This window comes from Actinoplanes sp. NPDC049548 (genome assembly GCF_040676695.1).
Lineage (GTDB): Bacteria > Actinomycetota > Actinomycetes > Mycobacteriales > Micromonosporaceae > Actinoplanes.
Genome location: NZ_JBFAPM010000002.1, coordinates 378,153 through 403,298, shown reverse-complemented (window position 1 = coordinate 403,298; position 25,146 = coordinate 378,153). Strand labels below are relative to the sequence as shown.

Genomic DNA, 25,146 nt, shown 5'->3' with positions numbered 1-25,146 from the left:
GCCCTCAGTCTTCTCCCGCTGCGGGCGCGGTGAAAGCGACGTCGCTCACGTCGGCGGCGACCTCGGTGAAGTCGGTGCCGTACGCCTCCGGCTCCCGCACCCGCAGGACGAGGCAGAAGGGCTGCTCGTCGCCGTACGTCCGCTGCAGGTCGCGGTGCTGGTTCGCCAGGTGGCGAGCCGCCGCCAGGTTGCCGTCGGAGCTGAGCCCGCCGAGCAGGAACACCGGCCGGCCACCCGACGGCGGCCGGAAGCGCGCCAGGACCGCATAGCGGTGCTTCTCGGTGTTCTCGTACTGCGTGCCGCCTGCTGTGAAGGAGAGCCCGGCGTAGTCGACGCCCGGGAGGGCTGTGCGGAGATGGACCGCCGTCCGCGGATTGGCCGTCGGGCCGCCCACGCAGAACTCCGTCATCCGGCCCAGCTCGTGCCGGAGGTCGGCGCCGCCGATGAGGTCGGCACGGGCACCGCACTCGCGGGCCAGCGTGGTGAGCTCGACGAGGGCGGCGACGTCCCGGCGGTGCACGCTCTCGGCGCTGGGCGACGCGAAGTGCCGCGACGTCACCAGGAGGCAGGTGGACGCGGCGGTGAGGCCGAAGAAAGCGCGTTCCCGGTCGAGCCGCCGGCGCCGGACCGCGAACTGCGCGAGCCACACCGCGGAGCCGGCGATGACGCTGGCGAGGAGATTGATCAGGAGGTCGCCCACGCAGTCATGGTGGCCTATGCGGCAGCCGGGTTGATCAGGCGGACTCGCGGATGACCAGGGTGGGCTGGAAGATGACCGACCGGGGCAGCCGGCCCGGGGAGGCGATGTGGGCCATCAGGACCTCGGCCATCTCGGCCGCCATCTCCTCGACCGGCTGGCGGATCGTGGTGAGCAGCGGCCGGCAGTCCAGGGCGGCGCTGCTGTCGTCGAAGCCGACCACCGCCAGGTCGTCCGGAACCCGTCGGCCCTGGTCCTGCACGGCCCGCAGCGCGCCTTCGGCCATCAGGTCGCTGGCGACGAACAGCCCGTCGATGTCGGGATGGTCGGCGAGCAGACGCCGGGCGCACTCCTCGCCGCCGTGCCGCGTGAAGTCACCCTCCACCGTGGGCACGTCCGCGAAGCCGCGGTTGGCCAGGTACGACCGGAAGCCGTCGAGCCGGTCCAGCGCGGCCGGCAGGTCCAGCGGCCCGCTGATCGTGGCGAGTCGCCGGCAGCCGCGGCTGAGCAGGTGCTCGGCGGCCAGCCGGGCACCGAGCCGCTGGTCCACGTCGACGAAGCTGGTCGCCAGCGGGGTGGCCGGCCGGGCCGACACCACTGCCGGGATCCCGAGGTCGTGGACCTGGCGAGGGAGCGGATCCTGCTCGTGACTGCTGATCAGCAGGACCCCGTCGACGTGTCCCTGGCGCAGGTAGCGCAGCACGTGGTGGTGGTCGGTCGAGTCGGTCGGGATGATCACCAGGTGGATGTCGTGCGGCCGCAGCGCGCCGGTGGCTCCCGCGGTGATCCGGCCGAAGTAGGGATCGGTGAAGACCCGGTTGAGGAACGAGGAGTCGTACGGCCGGTCGGGCTCGGAGATGACCAGGGCGACCGAGTTGGACTTGCGGGTGACCAGCGAGCGGGCCGCGACGTTGGGCACGTAGCCGGTCTCGGCGATGGCCCGTTCGACCATCTCGCGGATCCTGGCGTCGACCGTCGGGGCGCCGTTGATCACCCGGGAAACGGTCGCCCGGGACACCCCCGCGGCCTCGGCGACCTGGTCCATCGTCGGGTTCTGGCCGCCGCGCCCGGCCCTGGTGCTCATGGGGTCTGTTATAGCACCGCCCCGGATCTTTGAGAGAGCGCTCTCCGCTCCCCAGCCGCCGGGGCCCCCTGCGGCCCCGGCGGCTGGGACGGCCATCAGGGACGGCCGTTCGTGCCGCACTTCACGATGATGCGGATGCAGTCGTTGACGCGGCGGGCCATCTCGTCCACCGGCCAGGCGTTGAAGAAGTCACCGTGCATCGTGAAGCCGCGACCGGACGCGAGCCGGAAGCCGGCCGTACTGCCGTTCACCGGGTAGCGCATGACCTGACGCAGCTTCGGCACCACCACGGGGTGCGTGGGCGGGCAGGCGTTGTTGACCGGGTACGCCATGTGGCTCTTGTGGTCGGGCGAGTCCAGGTTCTTGCCGTCCCAGCAGTGCGGGAAGTCCAGGTACGACTCCAGCATCGAGCCGGCCGGGCAGGTCACGAAGTCGTGCGAGGACCCGACCTCACCGGCGTGCAGGCAGGACCAGCGGGAGATGGTGTTGTCGTCCGGGCCGGTGGCCCGCGCGTTGCCGGCGACGATGCGCAGACCGAACGGCAGCGGCTGGGTCTGGGCGATCAGATCGTCGCTGACGCCCTCGCCGAGGTAGTAGAAGATGCCTGTGGTCGGCTCGACCGGGACATCGTTGTTGTAGAAGGTCGGGATCCAGTACGACGACTTGTCGATCGACGGGTTGCAGTTGCTGTTGGCGTTGACCAGGTCGTTGACGGTCGTGTTGCCGTTGGTGACCTCGCTGCCGAAGAAGCTGTGCATGTGCGAGGCGCCCGGCATGTTCGGGAACACGATCGGGTCGTCGGGCAGCCGGTGGCTGAACGGGCAGTCGGCGAGGAACTCCGCCACCCGCACGGCGCCCGGCGGGATGGTGGGCGCGGGCGCCGAGCCGCCGCCGGTGCCGTACACCTGGAACTCGGTGAGGGAGACACCCCACTGGGTGGCCCGGGCGAGGGACTCGAGGCGTACGTATCGGCCGGATCCGGAGACCGCGACGGTCTGCCGCCCGCCCGTGCCGGCGACGTTGCCCTTGAGCGTGGTCCAGTTGCTGCGGTCGGCGGAGATCTTCAGGTTGAAGGTCTTCGAGTACGCGGCCTCCCAGTCGATCGCGATCGAGGAGACCGTGGCGGTGCCGCCGAGGTCGACCTCCAGCCACTGCGGGTCCTTGAACTCGCTGGACCAGCGGGTGCCGGCGTTGCCGTCGACGGCGTTCGAGGCGGGGAAGGCGGCGGACTCGGTGGACGAGGCGGTGGCCGTACGCCCCTGGGAGAGCAGGCCGTCCGCCGCGCTGGCGCCGACCTGGGTGATGGCGAGGTAAGCGGTCATGGCGATGGCCGCCGTGAGGGCGACGGTCACGCTCTTTCTGCGCATGGGGAACCCTTCTGGGGAGGCCGGGGCGGGGATGGGGGCCCCGCCCCGGCACGGTGGATGCGCCGTCAGCTCACTGGTAGACGCGGACGTAGTCGACGAGCATCCGGGCGGGGAACGGGGTGGAGGCGTCGATCGGGCCGGGGAAGTCGCCGCCGACCGCGAGATTGAGGATGATGTAGAACGGGTGGTCGAAGATCCACGGACCGCGGGTCGCCTCGACGGTCGCCTTGCTGGCGTAGAAGACCTGGTTGCCGTCGAGCAGGAACTTGATGCCCTTGCTGTCCCACTCGGCCGCCCAGACGTGGAAGTCCTGCGAGAGGTCCACGGTGGCGTACTTCTGGCCGTAGCCGCCGGCGCCGTTGTACTGCGGGGCGTGCAGCGTGGAGTAGGCCTCACTCGTGTTGCGGCCCAGGACCTCCATGATGTCGATCTCGCCGTTGTACGGCCACGGGCGCCCGGTGAGGAAGTCCGCACCCATCATCCAGAACGCCGGCCACAGCCCGTTGCCCTTCGGCACCTTGATGCGCGCCTCGACCCGGCCGTACTGGAACTTGAAGTCCTCGCTGGTGTTCATCCGGGCCGAGGTGTACTCCCGGCCGTTCGAGGCCTCCTTGCGCGCCTCGATCACGAGCTGGCCCTGGCCGTTCATCTGTGCGTTGTTGCTGTTCTCGGTGTAGTACTGGACCTCGCCGTTCTGCGGGAAGCCCGGGTCGTACGTCCACCGCGCGGTGCTCGGCTTCGTGCCCGCGGGGTCGTTGAACTCGTCCTGGAAGACGAGCCGGGTCGCCGGGAACTTCGGGTCCGCGGGCTGGGCCGGCGGGGTGTTGGGCGCGCCGCCGGTGCCGTACACGTTGAAGTCGTACAGCGAGTAGCCGTACGGGCCGGAGCGGGCGGTGCCGTACATCCGCACGTACCGTCCGGAGCCGGAGACGTTCAGGACCTCCTTGAAGCCCTTGCCCGTGGTCGTGGAGTAGATGTCCGTCCACGTGCTCGCGTTCGGTGAGACCTGGATCTTGTACGCGGTCGCGAACGCGGGGTCCCACTGCAGCTCGACCCGGCTGATCTGCGCGGTGGCGCCCAGGTCGACGTAGATCCAGCCCGGGTCCACCCAGCCGGTCGTGGAGCTGGTGGCCCAGCGGGTCGCCGGGTCCAGGTCGAACGCCTTCGACGCGGTGCACGGGTTGCAGTTGACGTCGTTCTGCTCGCTCGACGCGACGCCGGGCTTGTTGTACGAGAGCAGGACCGCGCTGCCGGGCGGCGGCGTGGTCGGATCCGTGGTGCCGCCCGCGTACACCTGGAACTCCCAGAGCGAGTAGCCGTAGAGGGACAGGGCCCGCTCGGTGAGGTTGAGCCGCACGAAGCGCGTGGTGCCGCTCACCGTGATGGTCTGCTGGCCGACGTTGCCCCGCAGGGTGCTCGTGGCGTTGGTGAAGGTGGTGCCGTCGTTGGAGAACTGGACGGTGAAGGCGGTGGCGTACGCCGCCTCCCAGTTCAGGTCGATCCGGCTGATCGCGGTGGGGGCGCCCAGGTCCACCTTGATCCACTGGCTCGCCGAGAACTGGCTGGACCAACGGGTGCCGGTGTTGCCGTCCGTCGCGGCGGAGGCGGGGGTGCCCGCCCACTCGTCGGACGAGGAGGTGGTCGGCTTGCCCTGCGAGACCACGACCTCGGCCGCGGCCGCGTTGCCCATGGTCGCCACCAGGTAGGCGCTGAGCAGGCCGAGGAGCGAGGCGCCGAGCGCGGCCATGCGCACCCGGCCGCGCCGTCGCCCGCCACCACCTCGGAAGTGAGCGGAAGTCATGCGGAAGTCCTCCTTGCGGGGAATCAAGAAGAGCGGGGATGAGGATCTTGGGGATGTGACGAGCTGGTTACCGTACGGCTACAGAGCTGAGAAAGCGCTCTTTGGTACGTCACTCTGAACCGTCCACTTAACGGGTGTCAATGCCTGGTAGAGGCTCGGGAAGCGCTTTCTTTGCCGCGTTCCGCGCGCGTTGCCGGCGACACACGAAGTCTTCGCAGGTAGGCGCGTTGCACCCCGCGCTGTCCCGCGGGAGACAACCGTTGCCGAAAATCGACGGTCAGCGCACGGCCGGCCGGGTCCCCAGCGCCTCGGCCACGAACCCGCTGACGAGCCGCGTCCAGAACAGCGGCCGCCGCAGCAGCGCATGGGTCTCACCCGGCACGGGCACGAACGAGGCGCCGATCCGGCCCGCGTACGCAGCCGCCGCCGCCGGGCTCGTCACCCGGTCGGCCGCGCCGTGCGCGATCAGCACCTGAGCCCCGGGCCGCGGCGCCGGTTCCCCGGGCTCGATCCACGGCGCCAGCCCGCAGACGGCCACCACATCCGGCTCCCCGGCCAGCCGCAGCGCGACCCGCCCGCCCATCGAATGCCCGACCAGCACGATCGGCGCCCCCGGATGCCGGCGACGTGCCTCGGCAAGCGCCCACCGCGCATCCGCCACCGGATCCTCGGCGGCGCCGTTCCAGCCCCGCAGGCGATACCGCAGCAGCCACACGGCGACGTCCCGCCCCCGCATCCGCGCAGAGACGGCCAGGGCGAACGGCACCATCCGCAGGTACGCCGGCCCGCGCCGGGCCGGGGCGACACTCGTCTCGCTCCCGCCGTGCAGGAACAGCACGACCGCCCGGGCGCGGGCGGCCGGACCGGAGACGTCGAGACGAGGTGCGTTCACGCGCTCCTGTTTACCCGCTCGAGCTGGGAACATCCCCTGAGGTACCGGTGAGGGGTCGCGTCATCATCAGCGCCAGGGCGTCGTCGACCCGGACCGGAGCCTCCGGCTCGACGGGCTTGCCGCCGTACGCGACGCCGCGCCCGTCGGGCAGGTAGCCGCGGCGCAGGTACAGCAGGTGGGCGGCGGCGTAGTCGGCGTAGAGGCCGACGCCGATCCCCGCGGTGGGCGAGCGCGTGGCGATCAGGCCTTCCGCACGGTCCAGCAGCGCCGATGCGACACCCCGGCGCCGCACGGACGGCAGCACGTTCAGGTCGGTGATCTCAGGGATCCCCGCGTCGCGGAAAGGCGCGTAACCGCTGTCCCACTCCACCGTCAGGTAGCCCGCGAACCGGCCGTCCAGGACGGCGACGAGGACGACGCGCTTCCCCCGTCGCTGCTCATCGAGGTAGCGGCGATACTGCGACTCCTCCTTGCCGGGCCAGCCGAGCGCGGCGAAGGCGGCGGGGATGGTGGCGACGTCCGGCTCGGTGAGCTCTCGGATCTCCGGGGCTACGGCCAGGTGGTAGCGGTCGTACGAGTCGAACGACGCCGCCCTCGTGAAGCCCAGCCGGCGCAGCAGGGCGACGCTGCGGTCGTTGCCGTGGGTCACCCCGGCATAGACGTCGGTGGCGGCCAGGGTGCGGGCGTGCCTCAGCACGGCGGCCACCGCCTTCGTCGCGTACCCGTGACCGGTCGCATCCTCGCTGAGCCAGTAGCCGAGCCCGTAGCGGGGCGGGTCGACGGCGATGAGGTCGACCCGGCCGATCAGGCGGTCTCCCAGGACGACGCCGTAGCGCAGTGGTCCCGGCTCGGTCAGCCGCGCGGTGACCTCGTCGAGGGTGGCCGCGACCTCTTCGCGGTAGTCGCCGTGCCGGGTCAGGTGGGCGGCGTTGCGTTGCACCAGGGCGTGGTACTCGGCCGCGTCCTCAGGGGTGAGCTGGCGCAGGGCGGGTTCGTCGGTCACGACGCAGAAGCGTGCGGTTCCGCATCGAGATCGGTCAACCGGATATCGCCGCGGGGCTGACGCCCGCGCCCTCGAGCAGCAGCCGGCCGGCCTCCCCGGCGGGCACCGGGCGGGAGAAGTAGAAGCCCTGGGCGAACGTGCAGCCCATCGCGCGCAGGGCGGCGAGCTGGCCGTACTCCTCGATGCCCTCGGCGACCGTGGACATGCCCAGGCTCTGGCCGAGCTGGACGATCGTGCCGGCCAGGGCCGCGTCGTCGGTCTGCTCGCCGAGCCGCTCCACGAACGAGCGGTCGATCTTGAGGGTGTCGACCGGGAACCGGCGCAGGTACGCCAGCGACGAGTAGCCGGTGCCGAAGTCGTCGATCGCCAGGGTCACGCCGAGCGCCTTGAGGCTGACGAGCTGCGCGAGGTTCTCCTCGGTGTCGGTCATCAGCACGCTCTCGGTCATCTCGAGGCACAGCTTGTCGGCCGGCATGCCGGTCTCGGTCAGCACCTCGCGGACCACCGCGGCCAGGTCGCTGCGGTCGAACTGGCGGACCGAGACGTTCACGGCCATCTTGACCGGCGGTTGCCCGCTCTGCCGGGCCCACTCCATGGCCTGCCGGCACGCCTCGGTGAGCACCCAGCGGCCGAGCGGCACGATGAGGCCGGTCGCCTCGGCGAGCGGGATGAACGCCATCGGCGAGATCATCCCGCGGACCGGGTGCTGCCAGCGCACCAGCGCCTCGAACCCGACGACCCGGCTGTCGGCCATGTCGATCGTGGGCTGGTAGTGCACCTTGAGCTCGCCGCGGGTCAGCGCCAGGCGCAGGTCGGCCTCGAGCTCGAGACGCTCGACGAGGCCGGCCAGCATCTGCGGGTCGTAGACCGCGAAGCCGCTGCCGCCGGTGTTCTTCGCGCGGTACATGGCCAGGTCGGCGTTGCGCATGAGCTGCTCGGCGGCGTCCGCCTGCCCGTCGCCGGCGCCCGCGCCGAGGTCGGCGGAGGACGCCAGGCCGATGCTGCCGCGAACGTGCAGCTCGCGCTGGTCGATGGGGAACGGCTCGTGCAGGGCGTCGACGATGCGCCGGGCCACGCCCTCGGCGTCGCCCGCGCCCTGCTCCGAGCGGATCAGGACGGCGAACTCGTCGCCGCCGAAGCGGGCCACGGTGTCGCCGTCGCGGACCGCGTCGCGGAGCCGGGCGGCGACCTGCACCAGCAGCTTGTCGCCGGCAAGGTGTCCGAGGCTGTCGTTGACCTCCTTGAACCCGTCGAGGTCCAGGAAGAGCACGGTGACGTCGTCGTCGCCGCGGTGCTCCAGCGCCTCGGCGACCCGCTCGCGGAAGAGCGCCCGGTTGGCGAGCTGCGTGAGCCCGTCGTGGTAAGCCTCGTGCACGAGCTGCTCCTGCAGCTCCTTGCGCTCGCTGATGTCCCGGGTGTTCAGCACCAGGCCGCCCACGTTCGGGTCGGTCAGCAGGTTGGTGATGGTGATCTCGGCCTGCCGCTCCCGGCGGTCGCGGTGGCGCAGCGTCACTTCGAGGACCGTGCTCGCGTACGGGGTACCGCTGACCGAGCGCAGCGCGTCGGCGAGGTGTGCGGCCTGTTCGGCCTCGATGACGTTCGTCAGGCGGCGGCCGGTGAGAGCCCGCGCCGGGTAGCCGAAGACCCGCTGGACCGACTCGCTCTGGTACAGCACCTCGGAGTCGGTGCCCACCACGGTCACCACATCCGAGCTGTGCTGGACCAGCGCGTGGAAGCGCTGCTCACTGGCGTACAGCTCGGCGGTGCGGTCGGCGACGCGGGCCTCGAGGCCGCGGGTCAGGCCGCGGTTCTCCAGCAGGGTGAGGACCTGCCGCCCGACCATCAGCAGGATCAGCGTCGAGCAGCTGTAGGTCACGAACGCGCTGTTGTGCCCGGTGCGCCAGAACACGCTCGTGACAAGGGCGGCCAGCACGGCGACGTACGGCAGCAGGACCCCGTAGGGCTGCCCGCTCCCGTGGGGCGTCGCGGTGCCGGCGAGCCCAGGCGCGGGCCGGCCGGCGGCCAGCAGGATGAGGCAGAAGCCCGCGAACCAGCCGACGTCGATCGCGCCCCCGGTGGTGTAGGCGTCGATGAGCTGCAGGTACGCGTACGCGATGTCGGAGACGGCGAAGGCGACGCTGCCGGCGCCGACCAGCGCCAGGGGCGCGAAGTCGTGCCCGCGGCGGCGCTGCAGGGCGAGCATGTAGACGACGATGGTCACCAGGACGACGTCGCCGAGCGGGTAGGCGAGGCTCACGACGAGGGCCAGTGCACTGTCGCTGCCGGCCACGATGAGCGGGTCGACGACGAAGATCCAGGCGATCAGCATGAGCGACGCGGCCACCATGAGGCCGTCGAGCACGGTACGGGCCCGGTTGGCCATGCCCTGGCTGGCGACCGGAAGCACGAGGAGACCCGCCGGCGCCAGGGCCACCATGCCGAGGTAGCCGACGTCGGCAGGGGAGGGCAGGGGCTGGTAGCCGAGGAACGCGTACAGATAGATGCCGTAGCCCTGGCCGAGGCCCCAGGAGAGCACGCCGAGGCCGATCAGCGCCCAACCGGCGCGACTGCGTCCGCGGACGGTCGCCGCACGGACGAGGCAGGCCGCCGCGGCGGCGATGGCCGCGGCACACAGGCCCAGGTTCGAGACCGCCTGGCGCAGGTCCGGGCCGCCGGTGCTGAGCGCTGTGCCGAACACCGCCACCACCGCGGCCACCGCAATGCAGAGGCGCGCCCACCGTTGCAACGGCGGCGGCGCCAGCGGGGTGGGGGGCATGGGCTTCCTCTCCGGATCTACTGCTGTATCCGCCGTGATCGGGTCGGGGGTGCCGGTACTTGAGGACTTCTGCCCGGGGGATGGGACGAGTCACCGAGCGTGCATTGACACGAATCTCTGTCTCGTGACAACGTTGTCACGGCACGATGACGTCGTTGACCGGAGGATTACATGGCCCGTCGGTTCCTTGCGGCCTCGACCGCCCTGCTCCTGAGCGCCGCGGTGCTGCACGCCAGCCCGGCCGCGGCCGCCGAGCCGGCCCCGATCGACCTCGTGCACCCCTTCGTCGGCACGCAGAACTTCGGCAACACCTTCCCCGGTGCCAGCGCGCCGTTCGGCATGGTCCAGGTCAGCCCGGACACCGGCGGGCAGGGCGGCTACGACTACCAGCAGAACAGCATCTACGGCTTCAGCCAGACGCACCTCTCCGGCGTCGGCTGCGGGGTCGCCGGCGAGCTGCCCATGCTGCCCACCACCGGCGCCGTCACCACGGTCGACCCCAACTCGTACCGCTCGCCGTACTCGCACGACGACGAGGAGGCGTCGCCGGGCTACTACCGGGTCGGCCTGGCGAAGTACCAGACCCGGGCCGAGCTGACCGCCACCCCGCGCACCGGCTGGCAGCGCTACACGTTCCCGGCCACGGATGCCGCGAACGTCCTGTTCAACACCGGCAAGGCCAACCAGTCCGTCTTCGACTCCGAGATCCACGTCGTCGGTGACCGTACGGTCGAGGGCCGGGTCCACGCGGGCAACTTCTGCGCCGGCAAGGACGACCACACCGTGTACTTCACCGCCAGCTTCGACCGGCCGTTCACCGCCTTCGGCACGTGGCGCGGCTCGGCCATCAGCAACGGCTCCCGGGACGCGTCGGGCAGCGGGGGCAACGGCGCCTTCGTCACCTTCGACGCGACGGCGGACCGTGACGTGGTGGTGAAGGTGGCGCTGTCGTACACCGGGGCGGACGGGGCCCGCAAGAACCTGGCCGCCGAGACCGGCGACTCCTACGACTTCGACGCCACCCGCGCGAAGCTGCGCGACACCTGGGTCGACGAGCTCGGCCGCATCGAGATCGGCGGTGGCCCGGCGGACCGGCGCAGCGCGTTCTACACCGCGCTCTACCACTCGCTGCTGCACCCCAACCTGGCCGGCGACGTCGACGGCCGCTACGTCGGGTTCGACCGGCAGGCGCACACCGCCCAGGGCTACACGCCGTACCAGAACTTCTCGCTCTGGGACACGTACCGGCCGCAGAACCAGCTCCTGGAGCTGCTGGCACCGGACGTCGCCCGCAACGTCGCGCTCTCGGTCGTGGCCATCGGGCGGGACGGCGGATGGCTGCCGCGCTGGGCGCTGGCGAACAGCGAGACCAACATCATGACCGGTGACCCGGTCACCCCGTTCCTGGTCGAGGCCTGGTCGAAGGGGCTGCTCTCCGGGCATGAGGAGGAGGCGTACGCGCTGCTGCGCAAGAACGCGACCGCCCAGCCGCCCGCGGACTCGCCGTACAACGGGCGCACCGGGCAGGACTACTACGCCGACCGCGGTTACATCCCGTCCGGGCTGGTGCTCGGCAAGGACTGCGTGCACAAGGGCGGCGACAATGACTGCGTCCACCCCGCCTCCGCCACGCTCGAGTACGCCGCCGCCGACGCCGCGCTGGCCCTCATGGCCGACGGGCTCGGCAAGACCGACGACGCGAAGCTGTTCGCCGGGCGGGGCCAGTGGTACCGCAACCTGTGGGACTCCTCCATCAAGCAGTTCCGGCCCCGCACGGTCGACGGGACGTGGCTGACGCCGTACGACCCGGTGGCGGCGTCCGAGCAGTTCCACGAGGGCGGGGCGTACCAGTACCAGTGGCTGGTGCCGCAGGACCCGGCCGGTCTCGTGCAGCTGATGGGCGGCCGGGCGGCCACGGAGAAGCGGCTCGACGACTTCTTCGCGTACGACAAGCTGCTCACCGACCCGGCCGGCACCGCGCGCACCGAGTGGATCGCGAGCCCGTACGACTACTACGCCAAGGCCACGTACAACCCCAACAACGAGCCCGACCTGCTGGCGCCGTACCTGTATCACTGGGCGGGCGACCCGGCGAAGACCGCGACCGTGGTCCGGGCCGCGATGACGCTCTTCACCACCGGCCCCGACGGCATGACCGGCAACGACGACCTCGGCACGATGAGCGCCTGGTACGTGTTCTCGTCGCTGGGCCTCTACCCGACCATGAGCGGCGCGAACTTCCTCGCCGTCTCCAGCCCGCAGTTCCCGTCCGCCAAGGTGCGGACCGGTGGCGGCACCCTCACCATCTCCGCCCCGGGCGTCTCGGACAGCAATCGCTACATCCAGCGGGTCCGGCTGAACGGCAGGAACCTGGCCAAGAGCTGGGTCGACTGGTCGCAGATCGCCCGGGGCGGCACCCTCGCCCACACCGTCGGCACCACCCCCTCCGCGTGGGGCACGTCGGTCGCCGCCCAGCCGCCCTCAGTGAACCAGGCACCCGCGGACAGCCGCACCCACGTCGACGCGGCCGTGCGCCCGGCCAGCGCGGCCCTGCCCGCGGGCGCGCCGACCGCGCAGAAGGCGACGTTCGAGGTCGACGTGGTCGCACAGGCGCCGGTCGCCATCGCACCCAGGGTCACCGCGACCGCCCCGTCGGGCTGGACCGTGTCGGTGTCCCCGAAGCTGCCGAAGGTCCTGGTGACGCGGCACCTGCCGATCGGCACGACGGCCACGGTCACCGTGCAGGCGCCGGCGGGGACGGCTGTGGGGGCGTACCCGATCGAGGTCCAGGTCAGCGCCCCCGCAGCGAACACCGTCAAGCGGACCGCGACCATCGCGGTCGCGCCCCCGACCACCTGCGTCGCCGGCGGCGACACCTGCCGGATCGACCTGTCGGCGGAACGCAACGCCGACGGTACGGCCACAGTCGCATCCCCGGCGGAGGGCAACTTCGACGGCGGCGGCTGGAGCTACGACGCCGACCTGCTCCCCGCGCCCGGCCCGGTGACCTGGGGCGGCGTCACCTACGAGGCCCCCGACCCGCGCGGCACGGCGAAGAACTTCGTGCAGGCGCGCGGCCAGTCCCTGCTGCTGCCGGCCGGCGACCACAGCGCGGTGAAGCTGGTCGCGACAACCCACAACGGCCCGGTCACGGCGGCCCTGACCATCGGCTACACCGACGGCACGTCCGCCCCGGCGACGCTGACGATCGCCGACTGGTGCGGCAGCCCGGCCGCGGGAACGACCACGGTGCTCGCCATGCCGCACCGCATCAAGGCCGGCCAGGGAGTGGACGGCCCTCCGGTGAGCCTGTTCGCGGCGTCACTGCCGATCGCGTCGGGCAAGCAGATCCGGTCGGTCACGCTGCCGAACGACCCCCGATTCCACGTGTACGCCCTGACGCTGGCCTGAGGCGTCTCCTGCCCATCATGGCGGCGGGCTTCGCCGACTGGATCGCGCCTGGTCAGCTTCCATCCGGACCGCCCGCTACGACCTTGAGACCCACGTTGGTCGCGCGCCAGCCCAGGTTTCGTCATGCGCAGCAAGGCTGAAGCTGGGCCCGTCGTAGGCCGTCATGATCGGCAGGACACGCCCCTCGGGCGTATGGTCGGCGAGTGGTCTTCGAGGTCAAGCGCATCCACGACGAACCGTCCCCCGAGGACGGCTTCCGGGTGCTGGTCGACCGGCTGTGGCCGCGCGGTGTCTCCAAGGAGCGTGCCCGGCTCGACCTCTGGCTGAAGGACGTCGCGCCCAGCAGCGACCTGCGCACGTGGTTCCACGCCGAGCCCGGGCGCTTCGACGAGTTCGCCGCCCGTTACCGCAGCGAGCTCGAGGACAACCCGGCGGTGGCCGAGCTCCGGGAGCTCGGTGCGCGGCATTCGGTCGTGACCTTGCTGTACGCCGCCCGCGCGGAACCCGACCGCAACCACGCGGCCGTGCTGGCGGGGTTTCTCAGCTCCTAGACGGTCACGGGTCGTTGCGGGTGACCGCCTTGATCTCCGCGCCGACCTCCCTGGTGAGAGCCCCCGGACAGGGTGCCGCCACCGTCGCTGACGCTGCCTCCGTCGTTGCGCTGTCTCTGTCGCTGACGCCGCGACCGCCACCACCGTCGGCGCAGCGGCGACGATGTTGTAGGTGCCGCGTTCCTGTCCGCCCGTTGGCCGTCGCATGCGGGCCAGTCACGCCGGCTTCGTTCCCCAGGCCGCGATCATCGGTGAGGTGGCGAGGTCGAGAATGCCCGCAGTGACGTTGCTCAGATGCTCCTCGATCTCGTCCTCCGTAGCCAGGCCGGCGCTGGTCAACCTGTCGCGAATCTGCGTCACGGTGGCATGCTCGAGCCGATCGCACGCAGCGCCGGTCATGGGGAAGAAGGCATCGGCTCCGACGTCGGTCAGCCCCGCCTCACGCAGGATGCGAGGCAACGTCCGTCCGTACGCTAGGTCCACGCCGCGCCGGGCCATCAGGGTGCGGAAGTCGCGTTTCAGCTTGTTCGCCAGCTGTTGTGGCCGCCCGGACTCGTCGGGGCACACGAGGGGCTGCATCATCGGATCCGCCTCCTCCACGAGTAGCCGTCCCCCGGGTCGCAGAGCCGCGATCATCGCGGTCAGCGCCGCCGCACGCTGAGGCACATGCACAAGCACCAGTCGCGCATGCACCAGGTCGAACCCGCCGTCCGGCGGCGGCTCGACGCCGACATCGTGACGACGGACTTCGCAGCCGGCCTCAGCCGCCGCTGTCAGCCACGAGACGTCGATGTCGGTAGCGAGCACGTATCCCGCCGGGCCCACTCGCGTGGCCAGCCACGCCGGCACGCTGGAGCCCCCCGCACCCACTTCCCAGCACCGCCAGCCGCCGGTGATCCCCAGCTCCTCGAAACGCCGGAAGGTGGGAGGATCGAACAGCGTCGCCAGCGCGTCGAAGCGAGCGCCCGCCTCCGCCTGTTGATTGCTCAGCAGGTATCCCCGGTCCTCCGTCACATCCCGCCTTCCTTTGGATGAGGGCCACGTTCGCCGGCGCCAAGGTCTCTTCCGTTCGTCGGGGCCCTCCCATGGCCGGCATCAGTTCGCCCTCCGTCCACCCGGGCCTTGGCTTGCTCGGGCGTTGGTCTGCTCGGGCGTTGGTCTGCTCGGGCGTTGGTCTGCTCGGGCGTTGGTCTGCTCGGGCGTTGGTCTGCTCGGGCGTTGATCTGCTTGGGCCGTCGTCTGCCCGGGCCGTCGTCCACTCGGCCCTTCGACCGGATCGCCTCAGGGCATGAGCCAGCCGTAGAGGCGTTCCACTTTCAGCCTCAGCACCAGGCGGCCATCAGCCACCATTGCGCGGCGATAGTCGTTCCAGTCGGGGTGCTCCTTCTTCGCGATGAGGCGATAGACATCGATCAGCTCCTCGACCGTCGCGTCGTGCTCGTCAGCCGACGGGGGCGAGAACGACGCCGTCGCCTCCGCCACCACATAGCCGCCTTCCGGTGGGCCAACGCGCAGTGTCGCCCGGGGATCGCGACGCAGGTTGTGGACCTTCGCCAGGGACGCGCGGGTGGAGATGCGCAGGATTCGCGTCGTCGGATCAGCCGTGTAGTTGACGTCGGACAGTTGCGGCTGCCCGTCCTTCTTGATCGTGGCGAGGGTGCAGAGGTCGGCCGCAACGACGGCGGCCCACAGATCTTCGTCCGGCATGGTTCTCACACTAGAACGCCGCGGTCCCGGCTGGGACCGCGGCGCTCATCGGTCAGCGAATCGTAAGAATCATTCAGACCACCCGCTCATAGGCTCCTGAGCATGCTCAGAGAACCATCAGAGCCGGGCGCACTGACCCAGACGGGGGCCACTCACCGTGTTCGGTATGCCGTTGTTCACCGGAGCCGGCTGGTTGCCGGCGCAGGTGAGCGCCCCGGTCACGGTGTCCGCCGCGACCACGGTGCTCTTGCGGTTGTTGAGCAAGGTGACCGGGCTCTTCAGGGTCGAGTGCTCGAGCAGGACCGGGCCGGATCCGGTCGCCGTGACCGGCCCGGTGACCGTGGTGTGCAGCAGCGAGACCGTGCCCGCGCCGGTCGCCGTGACCGCCGCCCGCAGGGTCGCCCCGGAGACATAGAGCGAGGCGCCCTTCGACACCGACACCAGGCCGGTCACCGTCGCACCCTGCTTGATGCAGGTGACGCCGGAGCGGACGGAGACCGCGCCGACCACCTTGTCCGCGATCGTGGTCGTGCAGGCCGGGGCCGGCTTGCCGAGCAGCTCCACCTCGGCCAGCGTGGTGGTCGCCTCGCCGGTGTTCGCCGTGACGTCGAGCTTGTAGTAGGCGTAGTGGCCCGGCTTGGCGATCTTGTACGGCTTGGTCTGCAGCCGCCACTCGAACGTCTGGTCCGACCGTTCGTCGATCGTCGTCCACGTCGTCCCGTCGTAGGACCCGGAGAGCTTCCACGCCTTCGGGTCGCCCGCTACCGCACCCGACGTGAGGGTGTAGTAGTCGGCCTGCTCGCCGCCGTTGGCGAACTGGTACTGCCAGGACGGCGTCGCAGAGTCGAACACCGCCCGGGTGCCGGAGGTGTCGTCCACCAGCGCCGGGTCGGACGCGGTGCCCTTGCCGGGACCGGTCAGGTCACGCAGCGGGTTCGGCACCGCTTCACCGGTGGTGATCGACGGCGGCGCGGCATCCGCACCGGTGCCCCAGGCGGACGGCTCCGAACCCATCGCGAAGTCCAGCACCGCGCCGTCAGCGAGCACCGAGTGCGGCAGCGATGTCGACGTGTAGGCCTTTCCGTTCACCTTCAGCGACTGCACATAGACGTTCTTCGCGCTGTTATCCGGGGCGTTCACCACGATCTTCTTGCCACCCGGCAGGTTGATGGTCGCCTTGGTGAAGAGCGGGGAGCCGATCGCGTACGCCGGGCTGCCCATCTGCAACGGGTAGAAGCCGAGCGAGCTGAACACGTACCAGGCGCTCATCTCGCCGTTGTCCTCGTCGCCCGGGTAACCCTGGCCGATCTCGCTGCCGAGGTAGAGCCGCGACAGCGCCTCGCGGACGATCTTCTGCGCCTTCGCGGGCTGACCCGCGTAGTCGTACATGTAGGGGATGTGGTGCGACGGCTGGTTGCTGAAGCCCCACTGGCCCATCCGCACGTCGCGGGCCTCGAGCATCTCGTGGATCGTGCCGCCGTAGGAGCCGGGGAAGCCGGCCGTCTCCGGAGTGGCGAAGAACGTGTCGAGCTTCTTCGCCAGCTCATCCTTGCCGCCGTAGAGGTTGGCGAGACCCTGCCCGTCCTGCGGCACGTGGAACGCCATGTTCCAGCCGTCGGTCTCGGTGTAGTCGTAACCCCAGACCCGCGGGTCGTACGTCGACGGCGAGTTGCGCCAGTTGCCCGCGGAGTCCTTGCCCTGAAAGAAGTCCACCGACGGGTCGAACATGTTCACGTAGTTCAGCGCCCGGTTACGGAAGTACTCGGCCTGTTCGGCGTACTCCTCGGCCTTGGGACCGCCCTTCTTCGCCAGCGCCTCGGCCATGTTCGCGATGCCGAAGTCGTTGATGTAGCCGTCCATGGCCCAGGACATGGCCTCGCCCGTGACGTCGCTCGGGGTGTAGCCCTTGAAGATCGACGTCGCGAGACCCTTGCGGCCCACATTCTGGTTCGGCGGGGTCACGGTCGCGTTCTTCACCGCGGCCTGGTAGGCCGCTTCGGCGTCGATGCCCGGTACGCCCTTCTGGTACGCGTCCGCGAATGCGACGTCGGAGCTGGTGCCGACCATGAGGTTGGCGTAGCCCGGAGACGACCACCGCGAGATCCAGCCACCGTCGCGGAACTGCTGGACGAAGCCGTCGACCATCTCGCCCGCGGCCGACGGGGTCAGCAGCGAGTACGCCGGCCACGTCGTGCGGTAGGTATCCCAGAAGCCGTTGTTCACGTACACCTTGCCGTCCTTGACCGGCGCGCCGGTCTCCGTGGGGGAGCTGGCCGGGCTGGTGACGGCGGACTGGACGGTGTGCTTGTAAGCCGGGTTCTCGGCGGTGCCGGTGTTCTCGTAGCCCGAGTTCGGGTAGAGGAACAGCCGGTACAGGTTGGAGTAGAGGGTGACGAGCTGGTCCTCGGAGGCGCCCTCCACCTCGATGGTTCCCAGCTTGGCGTCCCACGCGGCCTGAGCCTTGTCCCGGACCGAGGCGAGGGTCGCGTCGCCAGGCACCTCCAGGTCCAGGTTGTGCTTCGCCTGGGCGACGCTGATCAGAGACGTCGCCATGCGCAGGGTCACCGACTTGTCCTGCGTGGTGTCGACCTTCACGTAGCCGGTCGACGGACGGTTGCCGGTGGGCAGCATGCCACTCGCGCTGATCGGGGCGTCCACGGTCGCGTAGAGGAACATCCGGGTCCAGCCGGCGGAGAGGCCGCCGCTGTTGACGTCCGACCAGCCGGTGATCGTACGGTTGGCCGCGTCGATGGTCAGCCCCGACCGGCTGTCGACGTTGTCGAAGATGAGGTTCGAGCTGTCGCCGGTGAACGTGAACTGGAGCAGCGCCGCGTGGTCGGTGGGTGCGATCTCCGTCTTGATGCCGTTGTCGAACGTGACGCCGTAGTAGTAGGGCTTCGCGACTTCGTTCTCATGCCCGAAGGCGAGCGCCCGGTTGGCGCGGTTGGCGTCCGGCGTACCGGTGGCCGCGGAAGGCATGACCTGGAACGTCTGCCGGTCACCCATCCACGGGCTGGGCTCGTGGCTGGTCGAGAACGCCTGCAGCGTCGGCCGGTTGGCGGCGTTGTTCTGGCGGTGATACTCGTACAGCCACGACGTCGAGCCGGCGTTGGTCACGGGGGTCCAGAAGTTGAAGCCGTGCGGAACCGCGGTCGCCGGGAAGTTGTTGCCGCGGGAGAAGTCACCCGACGACTGCGTGCCGCGCCGCGTCTCGGCGTAGTCGGAGAGGTGTGCCCGGGGACGTGCGGGCGCGGCCTCTGCGATCGTGATGTCGTCGAACCAGGCGCGGAAGCTCGTCGGGCCGCCGGGCTTGTCGTAGCCGACCAGGATCCGGTCGATGGTCTTGCCCTCGGCGACCTTGCCGATCCGGCTCGTCCGCTTGTTCCACTGCGAGGTGTAGAGCGTCTTCGACGCACCCTGCGCGGCCGGGCTGACCACGACGCCGTGCTGGTCGACCGCCTTCAGGTCCGACAGGTAGGTGCCGTCGGTGAACGCGAGGTCCACCGCCGTGTACGTCGCCGGGTTGCTCAGGTCGTCCCGGTTGAACTCGGGAAGCACCAGGTACGAAAGCTCGGTGTCGTCCGTGACGGCGACATCGACGTCGAAGACCTTGTTGTACGAGTACCCGCGGCCCTCTGCGGTGTGCCGCCCGGCGATCTGGAAAGCCTTCAGCCCGGTGTAGCCCACGCCGGCCTTGGCGGTCGGGGAGCTGGCCGGCCCGTTACCGACCCGGCTCTGCATCGGCCCGGCCGGCGGCGTGGTGACGTTGGCGTCGGCGAGCTCGAGGTCCGCCAGCTGGGTGAGGTTGCCCGACGGGTGGCCGGTGATGTTCAGGCGGTAGATCGGGAACGAGGCCGGGTTTGCGACCGTGAAGGTCTTCGTCTGGAACCGCTGGTCGAACGTCTGCCCGGTGCGCGTGTCCACGGTGGTCCAGCTCGTGCCGTCCGCCGAACCCTCCAGCGTCCAGTCCCGCGGATCACGCTCGGGGGCATCGTTGGCGGACGTGAGCGCGTACTTCACCACTGTCGCCGGGGCGTCCAGGGTGTACTGGGCCCAGCTCGTCGGCGTGTCGACGAGCCACTTGGTCGCCGCGTCGCCGTCGTTGAGGTTGTTCACGCCCTCGTTGGGGTTCGGCTGTGCGTTCGCCGCGATCGCGGTGACATGCGCACGCAAGCTGCCCGGCATGCCGACCACCACGGTGCCGTCGACGCCGCTGCTGCGATCGCCCTCCACGGAGTCGGTCCAGGCCGGCTGCGGATCGTCGGCCTCGAAAGACGACCGGAACGTGGTGGCCGCCGCCGCATGGGCCGCGCCGCCGGTGGCGACAGCCGTGGCCGCCGCTATGAGGCTGACGGATATCAGGGCGACACCCCATCGTGGCCGGTGCATGCCGTCTCCTTGTCGCAGGCTGGGGGGAAGTGGACGCGGAAACATCCGCGACACATCGTCACGTGCAAGTGCATCGATCCGCAAGGCTTCACCGCACACGATCGCCCACGATTGACATCGATGTCATTTTGCGGCCGCGAAGCCCTTGCCCCCGCCCTTCACCTAGGCCTATGGTCCAAGGGGCGAAGGTGTCGCCTGCTTTCGCATGCCTCGATGTGTGTTCGATCGTGTGCGCTTGAACGACCGGTCAGATCTCCGCCTCTCATCCGGTCCGCACGTTCCGAACCGCGGCCCGGTCCGGTCTCCACTTCCGCACTGCGACGTCCTCTTCATCCGCGGCCGGCCCGGCCGTGTCCTTCCCGTTGGCTCCGGCCGGGGCGCTCCCGTTGGCTGCGGCCGGGGCGTTCCCGTTGGCCCAGGCCGGGTCCTTCCCCTTCACCCAGGCCGGTTTCCTCTGCGCGACTGGCCGGGTGTGTCGCTTCGGCGGCCGACTTGCTCGTGGCTTGCGCCCCGGAGCCGAGTCAGCGGCCGACCAGGCCTTCCTCGTACGCCACGATCACGAGCTGGACCCGATCCCGGACACCGAGCTTCGCGATCGCCCGGGTGATGTGCGTCTTCGCGGTCAACGGACTGATCACGAGCGTGCGGGCGATGTCCTCGTTCGACAGGCCCGTGGCTACCAGCCGCACGATCTCCCGCTCCCGGGCGGTGAGCACAGCCAACCGCTCGGCGTTCCCAGGCGCGGGCGCCGGCCGGTGCGCGAACTGGGTCACCACCCGGCGGGTGACGCTGGGGGAGAGCAGCGCCTCGCCGGCGGCCACGACCCGGACGGCGTGCCGCAGCCCCTCCGGCTCGACCTCCTTGGTGAGGAAGCCACTCGCCCCCGCGGCGAGCGCCGCGAACACGTACTCGTCGGTCTCGAACGTGGTGAGGATGACCACCCGGCAGTCCGGCAACTGCGGATCCGCCACGATCCGCCGGGTGGCCTCGATGCCGTCCAGCCCCGGCATCCGGATGTCCATCAGCACCACGTCCGGCCGCAGAGCCCGAGCCGAACGCACCGCCTCATCGCCGGTGGCCGCCTCGCCGGCGACCACGATGCCCTTGTCCCGCCTCAGCAGACTGCGGAACCCGGCACGGACCAGGTGCTGGTCATCGGCGAGGAGAACGGAAACGGTCACGACCCGGCCACCACCGGTATCATCGCGCGCACCGCGAACCCCCCGCTCGCTATCGGGCCTGCCAATAGAGTGCCGCCCAGCGCACTCACCCGCTCCCGCATGCCCACGATGCCGTGCCCCTCGACCGCTTCCGCGCCGTCGGGCTGTCCGGCGATGCTCTGCCTCTCGACCGCTTCCGCGCCGCGGCCGGGCTGTCCGGCCACGCCCTGCCCCTGCACCGATTCCGCGCCGCCGCCCGGCGGTTCCGCCGCGCCGTATCGTTCTCCCGCTTTCGCGCTGCCGACCGGCTGTCCCGCGATGCCGTATCGCTCCGTCGCTTCTTCGCTGGCATCCCGCTGTCCGGTCGCGCCGTGCCCCTCCAGAGCTTCGCCGCCGCCGTTTCCATTGTCGACGATCTCCGCCACGACGTCCCGGGCGCCGTATGTCAGTGTCACCGTTGCGTGGGTGGCGCCGGAGTGACGGACGGTGTTGGTCAGCGCCTCCTGGACCACGCGGTGCACGGCCGTGGCCACCGGCGCGGGCACGGAGGCGCGGTCGCCTTGCTCCTTGAGGTGGACGTCGATGCCGGCGAACCGTACCCGTTCCACCAGGTCGTCGAGGCGGTCCAGGCCTGGTGCCGGTTCGCCGCCCTCGAACCGTAGGACGTCCACCAGCGTTCGGAGGTCGCTCATGGCTCGGCCTCGGACGTCCTGGGCCAGGCGTACGGCGTCGCGGGCCTCCTGGGGCTCGTCGTCGAAGGCGTCCAAGGCCACGTTGAGGTGCACGCCCACTACGGCGAGCGTGTGGGAGACCACGTCGTGCAGGTCGCGGGCGATGTCGACGCGCTCCTCCGCGCGACGCCGGCGGGCTTCCAGTTCCTGCTGCTCGAGGGACTGGCGGAGCCGGGCGGCGGCCTCGTCCTGCCAGCGCCGGGTGCTGCGGTATGCGTGTGCCAGCCCCAGCGCGGCCGCCAGCCACAACACCTCGCCGCCGACCCGGCCGACCGCATGGTCGAACGTGGACCCCTCGACGAAGTAGTCCCAGACGAAGCCGTACCCGAGAGTCACCGCGCCCGTGATGACGGCCGTGCGGATCCGGCCCGCGAGCATGACCGCGATGAACGCAGCCGTTGCCGGCCATACCCAGCCGGCCCCGACGAGTTCCGCACCGCGCAGAGCTGCCACCGTGCAGACCGAGACGATCAGCACCGCCACGGGCCATCGCCGCAGCAGCAACGCCAGCAGGGCCAGGATCCACGCCAACGTCCCGGTGATGACCGTATCGATGCTGCCGCCGGTGAGCGCCAGCCCGGCCGGCACCCCGATAAGCGTGAGAACCGCCGCAAGCCAAGCCGCTGACGCCGGCCAGGCCGCCGACCGCAGCGACCCCGTCGGCCCCGCGGTCACCGATGAAGCCGCAGCCGCCGACGCCGACGCCGACGCGAGCCGTCCAGCCCTCCACAGACGCTTTGCGATGAGCCCGCTTCTGCGCACGACGCTCACCTCCCACCCGTCGCGACCCGCGTCGCCGTGCTGAGCCGCAGTGCTGCGAAGGCAAGCCACCCCGCGGCCGTCCACAACACCACACGCGCGCCCGTCGACGCGAGCGTCTCACAATGCTTGAGGCCGAGGCATGGACCGGTCAGCACGCCGAGACGTGCCACGGCCGCGAAGGCCAGTAGACCGAGCGCCGTGGCCGCGGCCCGGCACAGAATCAAGACAACGAATTTCATGCTTCGCAAGCTAGGTGCGGGGGATGCCGCTGCGCGTCGTCCCGCAGGCGGCTCCGCGGTCTGCTCTTTCCGGGTACGCGACTACACCGATCGGTGTAGGCCGCAACCGCTGATGCCGCGAGCGACGACCGTTCCGCCGCCACCGGCTGACGCCGTGGCCGTTGCGCTGCCATCGGCTGATGCCGTGACCGGTGGCCGTTCCGCCGCCGCCCGTCGTCGATGAGGGGCAGACGGACGTTGCAGCTGCGGGCGACGGGGAGTCCGGTGGATGCCGGCGCAGGCCACCGTCGCTTCCGGGCTAACTCAGGGCCGTCGCCAGGGCGTCCACCAGCGGGGTCAGGCCGACCTCCGGTGGTACGTGGTCGGGGTTCACCTCGGTCAGCGTCATGCCGGCGGACTGCGGGCTGGCCACCAGCACCGACAACGTCTCCACCAGCTCCTGCAGGGTCAGACCGGCCGGCTCCGGCACGTCCGCGAACGGTGCCTGGGCGAAGGCCAGGACGTCCACGTCGAAGTGCACCACGAAGCTCGGTGCCAGGGCTTCCGCGGCGAACCGGGCGCGGGCTGCGGCCTTCGCCGGGCCTGTGCGGACCTCGTTGCCCGGCACGTAGGTCATCGGCAGGCGGTCCACCAGGAGTCGTTCCAGGTCGCCCGGTGGCAGGTCGAAACCGTACGCGACCACGCGCTCGGGTGGTAGTGACGCGACCGCCGCGACCGTCGGGTCGCAGCCGGGGAGGCCGATCAGGTGGGCCAGGCCCATCGCGTCGAGGTTGCCGTGCGGGCGGGTGTCCGGGGTGTAGAGGTCCGGGCCGCCGTCGATGTAGACCAGTGCCGGGCTGCCCGTGGCCGCGACCAGGCCCAGGGTGACGGTGCAGTCGCCGCCGAGTATCAGCGGGACGCCGGGTGCGGTCGCCACGGCCTTGGCCACGTCGATGGCCACACGGGCCACCGCGGCGGCGTTCTGGGCCGTGGGGCGGGCGGGGTCGGGGCGCCAGCGGAAGCCCGGGACGTCGCCGAGGTCCTGCACCTGCAGACCGCGGTCGTCGAGTGCGGACAACAGGCCGGCGGCGCGCAGGGCCGCGGGTGCCCGCTCCACGCCGGGCGTGTGCGCGCCCGCACTCGACGGCGCGCCGATCACACTCCACCGGGGAACCATGCGGCCCATGCTGCCTGATGGCCGCCGCGATGGACACTGGCACGAGGACCGTGACCGCGGCCAGAGCTGCCTGGCGGCGGCCTGGAAGACAATGACCGGCGCCCGGAACTACACCGGCACGGCGTCGGCGACCACGCACGTCACGTTGGGGCGGCGCGCGCGAAGGCGCCGTTGGTTGCGGATGTTCGGGACAGGGGGAAGTCACCCTGGGTGTAGGTCATTCGGCCGGGAACCCCGGCAAAAACCGGGATTCGGGCACCGGGGCGTGAGTCGTGGCCGACATCGATGTCATACTTCTGTCCTCGACCGCCGTTCCCAGAACTCGGAGCACGATGTCCGCATCCCGGTCCGCCGACGCCGACGTAGCCGTCGACGGGGCGAGCCCGCGCCGTCCCACGCTGACCCAGGTCGCCGCGATGGCGGGTGTGAGCCTGAAGACCGCGTCGCGGGCGCTGAACGACGAGCCCAATGTCGCCGAGGCCACCGGCAGGCGCGTCCGTGAGGCGGCGGACCTGCTCGGCTACCGGCTCAACGGCATCGCGCGGGAGCTGCGCCGCGGTGCGACCTCCGCGCTCGTCGGGCTGATCAGCGGCGACCTGACCAACCCGTTCTACAGCGCCGTGGCCAGTGGCATCGAGCGGGAGCTGCGCCAGCACGGCCTGCAGTTGGTGACCGCCAACAATGACGAGGATGCCGAGCTGGAGCGGGCGCTCGTCGACGCGTTCCTGGAACGGCGGGTCCGTGCCCTGCTGGTCGTGCCCAGCGGCGACCATCACGAGAATCTGGCGGCCGAGGGCAACCACGGGGTTCCGTTCGTCTTCCTGGACCGGCCACCCGACGGCGCGGTGGCCGACGCGGTGCTCATCGACAACGCCGGCGGTGCGCGTACGGCGGGGGCGCATCTGCTTTCCGGCGGGCACCGGCGTATCGCCCTCATCACCGATCTGGCCCGGATGGCGCCGCAGCGGGACCGGCTCGACGGGTTCGTGCAGGCGATGGCGGCGGGTGGGAACGAGCAGTGGCGGCCGTACCTGCGCACCGACGTGCATGACGTGCGGCGGGCCGAGGAGACGGTACGCGAGCTGCTCGCCCTCGACCCGGCACCGACCGCGCTGTTCACCACCAACAACCGGCTGACGACCGGTGCGTTGCGGGCGTTGCGGGGGCATCCCGGCAAACCCGCCCTGATCGGGTTCGACGACTTCGACCTGGCGGATGTGATCGGCACGACGGTGGTCGCGCACGACCCGGTCGCGATGGGGCGGGAGGCGGCGCGGTTGGCGTACGAGCGCATCAGCGGTTTCGCCGGACCCGCGCGGACCGTGACGATCGGCACCACGCTGATTCCCCGCGGCAGCGGAGAAGTGCCCCCGCAGGAGTGACGCGCTCGACGGGCGACGGGCCGCCGGCTCCCCTAGAG

The 25,146-nt window shown here is 70.8% G+C and carries 17 protein-coding genes; 3 read left to right on the top strand and 14 right to left on the bottom strand.

The genetic code is table 11. From position 1 onward, the window contains the following. Window positions 1–4 precede the first annotated feature (4 nt). The 7 genes from AB0J80_RS05930 to AB0J80_RS05900 all read right to left on the bottom strand — a co-directional run bounded on the left by AB0J80_RS05930 (window position 5) and on the right by AB0J80_RS05900 (window position 9,620). Window positions 5–700, bottom strand: a complete 696-nt coding sequence (locus AB0J80_RS05930) for a hypothetical protein (RefSeq protein ID WP_364700861.1) — start codon at window positions 698–700, stop codon at window positions 5–7. A gap of 34 nt (window positions 701–734) precedes the next feature. Continuing rightward, window positions 735–1,781, bottom strand: coding sequence for a LacI family DNA-binding transcriptional regulator (locus AB0J80_RS05925; RefSeq protein ID WP_364700859.1), 1,047 nt, complete (start codon window positions 1,779–1,781; stop codon window positions 735–737). A 95-nt stretch (window positions 1,782–1,876) separates the two neighbouring features. Further along, window positions 1,877–3,148: a DUF1996 domain-containing protein gene (locus tag AB0J80_RS05920; RefSeq protein WP_364700857.1), complete on the bottom strand. Its 1,272-nt coding sequence runs from the start codon at window positions 3,146–3,148 to the stop codon at window positions 1,877–1,879. Window positions 3,149–3,218: 70 nt separating this feature from the next. Continuing rightward, window positions 3,219–4,949, bottom strand: a complete 1,731-nt coding sequence (locus AB0J80_RS05915; protein ID WP_364700855.1) for a discoidin domain-containing protein — start codon at window positions 4,947–4,949, stop codon at window positions 3,219–3,221. Between the two features lie 277 nt (window positions 4,950–5,226). Continuing rightward, window positions 5,227–5,841: an alpha/beta fold hydrolase gene (locus tag AB0J80_RS05910; protein WP_364700853.1), complete on the bottom strand. Its 615-nt coding sequence runs from the start codon at window positions 5,839–5,841 to the stop codon at window positions 5,227–5,229. Window positions 5,842–5,851: 10 nt separating this feature from the next. Then, a complete protein-coding gene (locus AB0J80_RS05905) occupies window positions 5,852–6,844 on the bottom strand; it encodes a GNAT family N-acetyltransferase (protein WP_364700851.1) in 993 nt (330 codons plus the stop codon). A 34-nt stretch (window positions 6,845–6,878) separates the two neighbouring features. Continuing rightward, window positions 6,879–9,620 carry an EAL domain-containing protein gene (locus AB0J80_RS05900; RefSeq protein WP_364700849.1) on the bottom strand — a complete coding sequence of 914 codons (2,742 nt, stop codon included), beginning with the start codon at window positions 9,618–9,620 and terminating at the stop codon, window positions 6,879–6,881. 171 nt (window positions 9,621–9,791) lie between these two features. Between AB0J80_RS05900 and AB0J80_RS05895 the strand changes: the two genes are divergently transcribed. Together AB0J80_RS05895 and AB0J80_RS05890 are read left to right on the top strand one after the other, a co-directional pair. Next, window positions 9,792–13,031: a GH92 family glycosyl hydrolase gene (locus tag AB0J80_RS05895; protein ID WP_364700847.1), complete on the top strand. Its 3,240-nt coding sequence runs from the start codon at window positions 9,792–9,794 to the stop codon at window positions 13,029–13,031. Between the two features lie 203 nt (window positions 13,032–13,234). Continuing rightward, window positions 13,235–13,582 carry a DUF488 family protein gene (locus AB0J80_RS05890; RefSeq protein ID WP_364700845.1) on the top strand — a complete coding sequence of 116 codons (348 nt, stop codon included), beginning with the start codon at window positions 13,235–13,237 and terminating at the stop codon, window positions 13,580–13,582. 216 nt (window positions 13,583–13,798) lie between these two features. Here the strand turns inward: AB0J80_RS05890 and AB0J80_RS05885 are convergent, their stop codons facing one another. The 7 genes from AB0J80_RS05885 to AB0J80_RS05855 form a co-directional block, all read right to left on the bottom strand. Beyond that, entirely contained in the window at window positions 13,799–14,596 is a 798-nt protein-coding gene (locus AB0J80_RS05885; protein WP_364700843.1) for a methyltransferase domain-containing protein, read from the bottom strand. 267 nt (window positions 14,597–14,863) lie between these two features. Continuing rightward, window positions 14,864–15,289 (bottom strand): PPOX class F420-dependent oxidoreductase, encoded by a 426-nt coding sequence (locus tag AB0J80_RS05880; RefSeq protein ID WP_364700841.1) that lies wholly within the window; start codon window positions 15,287–15,289, stop codon window positions 14,864–14,866. Between the two features lie 117 nt (window positions 15,290–15,406). After that, the gene (locus tag AB0J80_RS05875) at window positions 15,407–19,678 is read right to left on the bottom strand and encodes a GH92 family glycosyl hydrolase (protein ID WP_364700839.1); all 4,272 of its coding nucleotides are present in this window, start codon (window positions 19,676–19,678) and stop codon (window positions 15,407–15,409) included. 521 nt (window positions 19,679–20,199) lie between these two features. Continuing rightward, window positions 20,200–20,859, bottom strand: a complete 660-nt coding sequence (locus tag AB0J80_RS05870; RefSeq protein WP_364700837.1) for a response regulator transcription factor — start codon at window positions 20,857–20,859, stop codon at window positions 20,200–20,202. Beyond that, entirely contained in the window at window positions 20,856–22,157 is a 1,302-nt protein-coding gene (locus tag AB0J80_RS05865) for a histidine kinase (RefSeq protein WP_364700835.1), read from the bottom strand. The genes AB0J80_RS05870 and AB0J80_RS05865 overlap by 4 nt, the downstream gene beginning before the upstream one ends. Window positions 22,158–22,336: 179 nt before the next feature. Continuing rightward, window positions 22,337–22,570 carry a hypothetical protein gene (locus AB0J80_RS05860; protein ID WP_364700833.1) on the bottom strand — a complete coding sequence of 78 codons (234 nt, stop codon included), beginning with the start codon at window positions 22,568–22,570 and terminating at the stop codon, window positions 22,337–22,339. 298 nt (window positions 22,571–22,868) lie between these two features. Next, complete coding sequence (locus AB0J80_RS05855) at window positions 22,869–23,726, bottom strand: arginase family protein (RefSeq protein ID WP_364700831.1); 858 nt, start codon at window positions 23,724–23,726, stop codon at window positions 22,869–22,871. Window positions 23,727–24,058: 332 nt separating this feature from the next. On the opposite strand from AB0J80_RS05855, the gene AB0J80_RS05850 reads away from it, so the two are divergent. Next, a complete protein-coding gene (locus tag AB0J80_RS05850) occupies window positions 24,059–25,108 on the top strand; it encodes a LacI family DNA-binding transcriptional regulator (protein ID WP_364700829.1) in 1,050 nt (349 codons plus the stop codon). Window positions 25,109–25,146: the final 38 nt, after the last annotated feature.

Bases quoted from the DNA above. Each gene is read 5' to 3' on its own strand.
- AB0J80_RS05925 (WP_364700859.1), bottom strand. From the start codon at position 1,781: ATGAGCACCAGGGCCGGGCGCGGCGGCCAGAACCCGACGATGGACCAG.
- AB0J80_RS05920 (WP_364700857.1), bottom strand. From the start codon at position 3,148: ATGCGCAGAAAGAGCGTGACCGTCGCCCTCACGGCGGCCATCGCCATG.
- AB0J80_RS05915 (WP_364700855.1), bottom strand. From the start codon at position 4,949: ATGACTTCCGCTCACTTCCGAGGTGGTGGCGGGCGACGGCGCGGCCGG.
- AB0J80_RS05900 (WP_364700849.1), bottom strand. From the start codon at position 9,620: ATGCCCCCCACCCCGCTGGCGCCGCCGCCGTTGCAACGGTGGGCGCGC.
- AB0J80_RS05895 (WP_364700847.1), top strand. From the start codon at position 9,792: ATGGCCCGTCGGTTCCTTGCGGCCTCGACCGCCCTGCTCCTGAGCGCC.
- AB0J80_RS05880 (WP_364700841.1), bottom strand. From the start codon at position 15,289: ATGCCGGACGAAGATCTGTGGGCCGCCGTCGTTGCGGCCGACCTCTGC.
- AB0J80_RS05875 (WP_364700839.1), bottom strand. From the start codon at position 19,678: ATGCACCGGCCACGATGGGGTGTCGCCCTGATATCCGTCAGCCTCATA.
- AB0J80_RS05860 (WP_364700833.1), bottom strand. From the start codon at position 22,570: ATGAAATTCGTTGTCTTGATTCTGTGCCGGGCCGCGGCCACGGCGCTC.
- AB0J80_RS05855 (WP_364700831.1), bottom strand. From the start codon at position 23,726: ATGGTTCCCCGGTGGAGTGTGATCGGCGCGCCGTCGAGTGCGGGCGCG.
- AB0J80_RS05850 (WP_364700829.1), top strand. From the start codon at position 24,059: ATGTCCGCATCCCGGTCCGCCGACGCCGACGTAGCCGTCGACGGGGCG.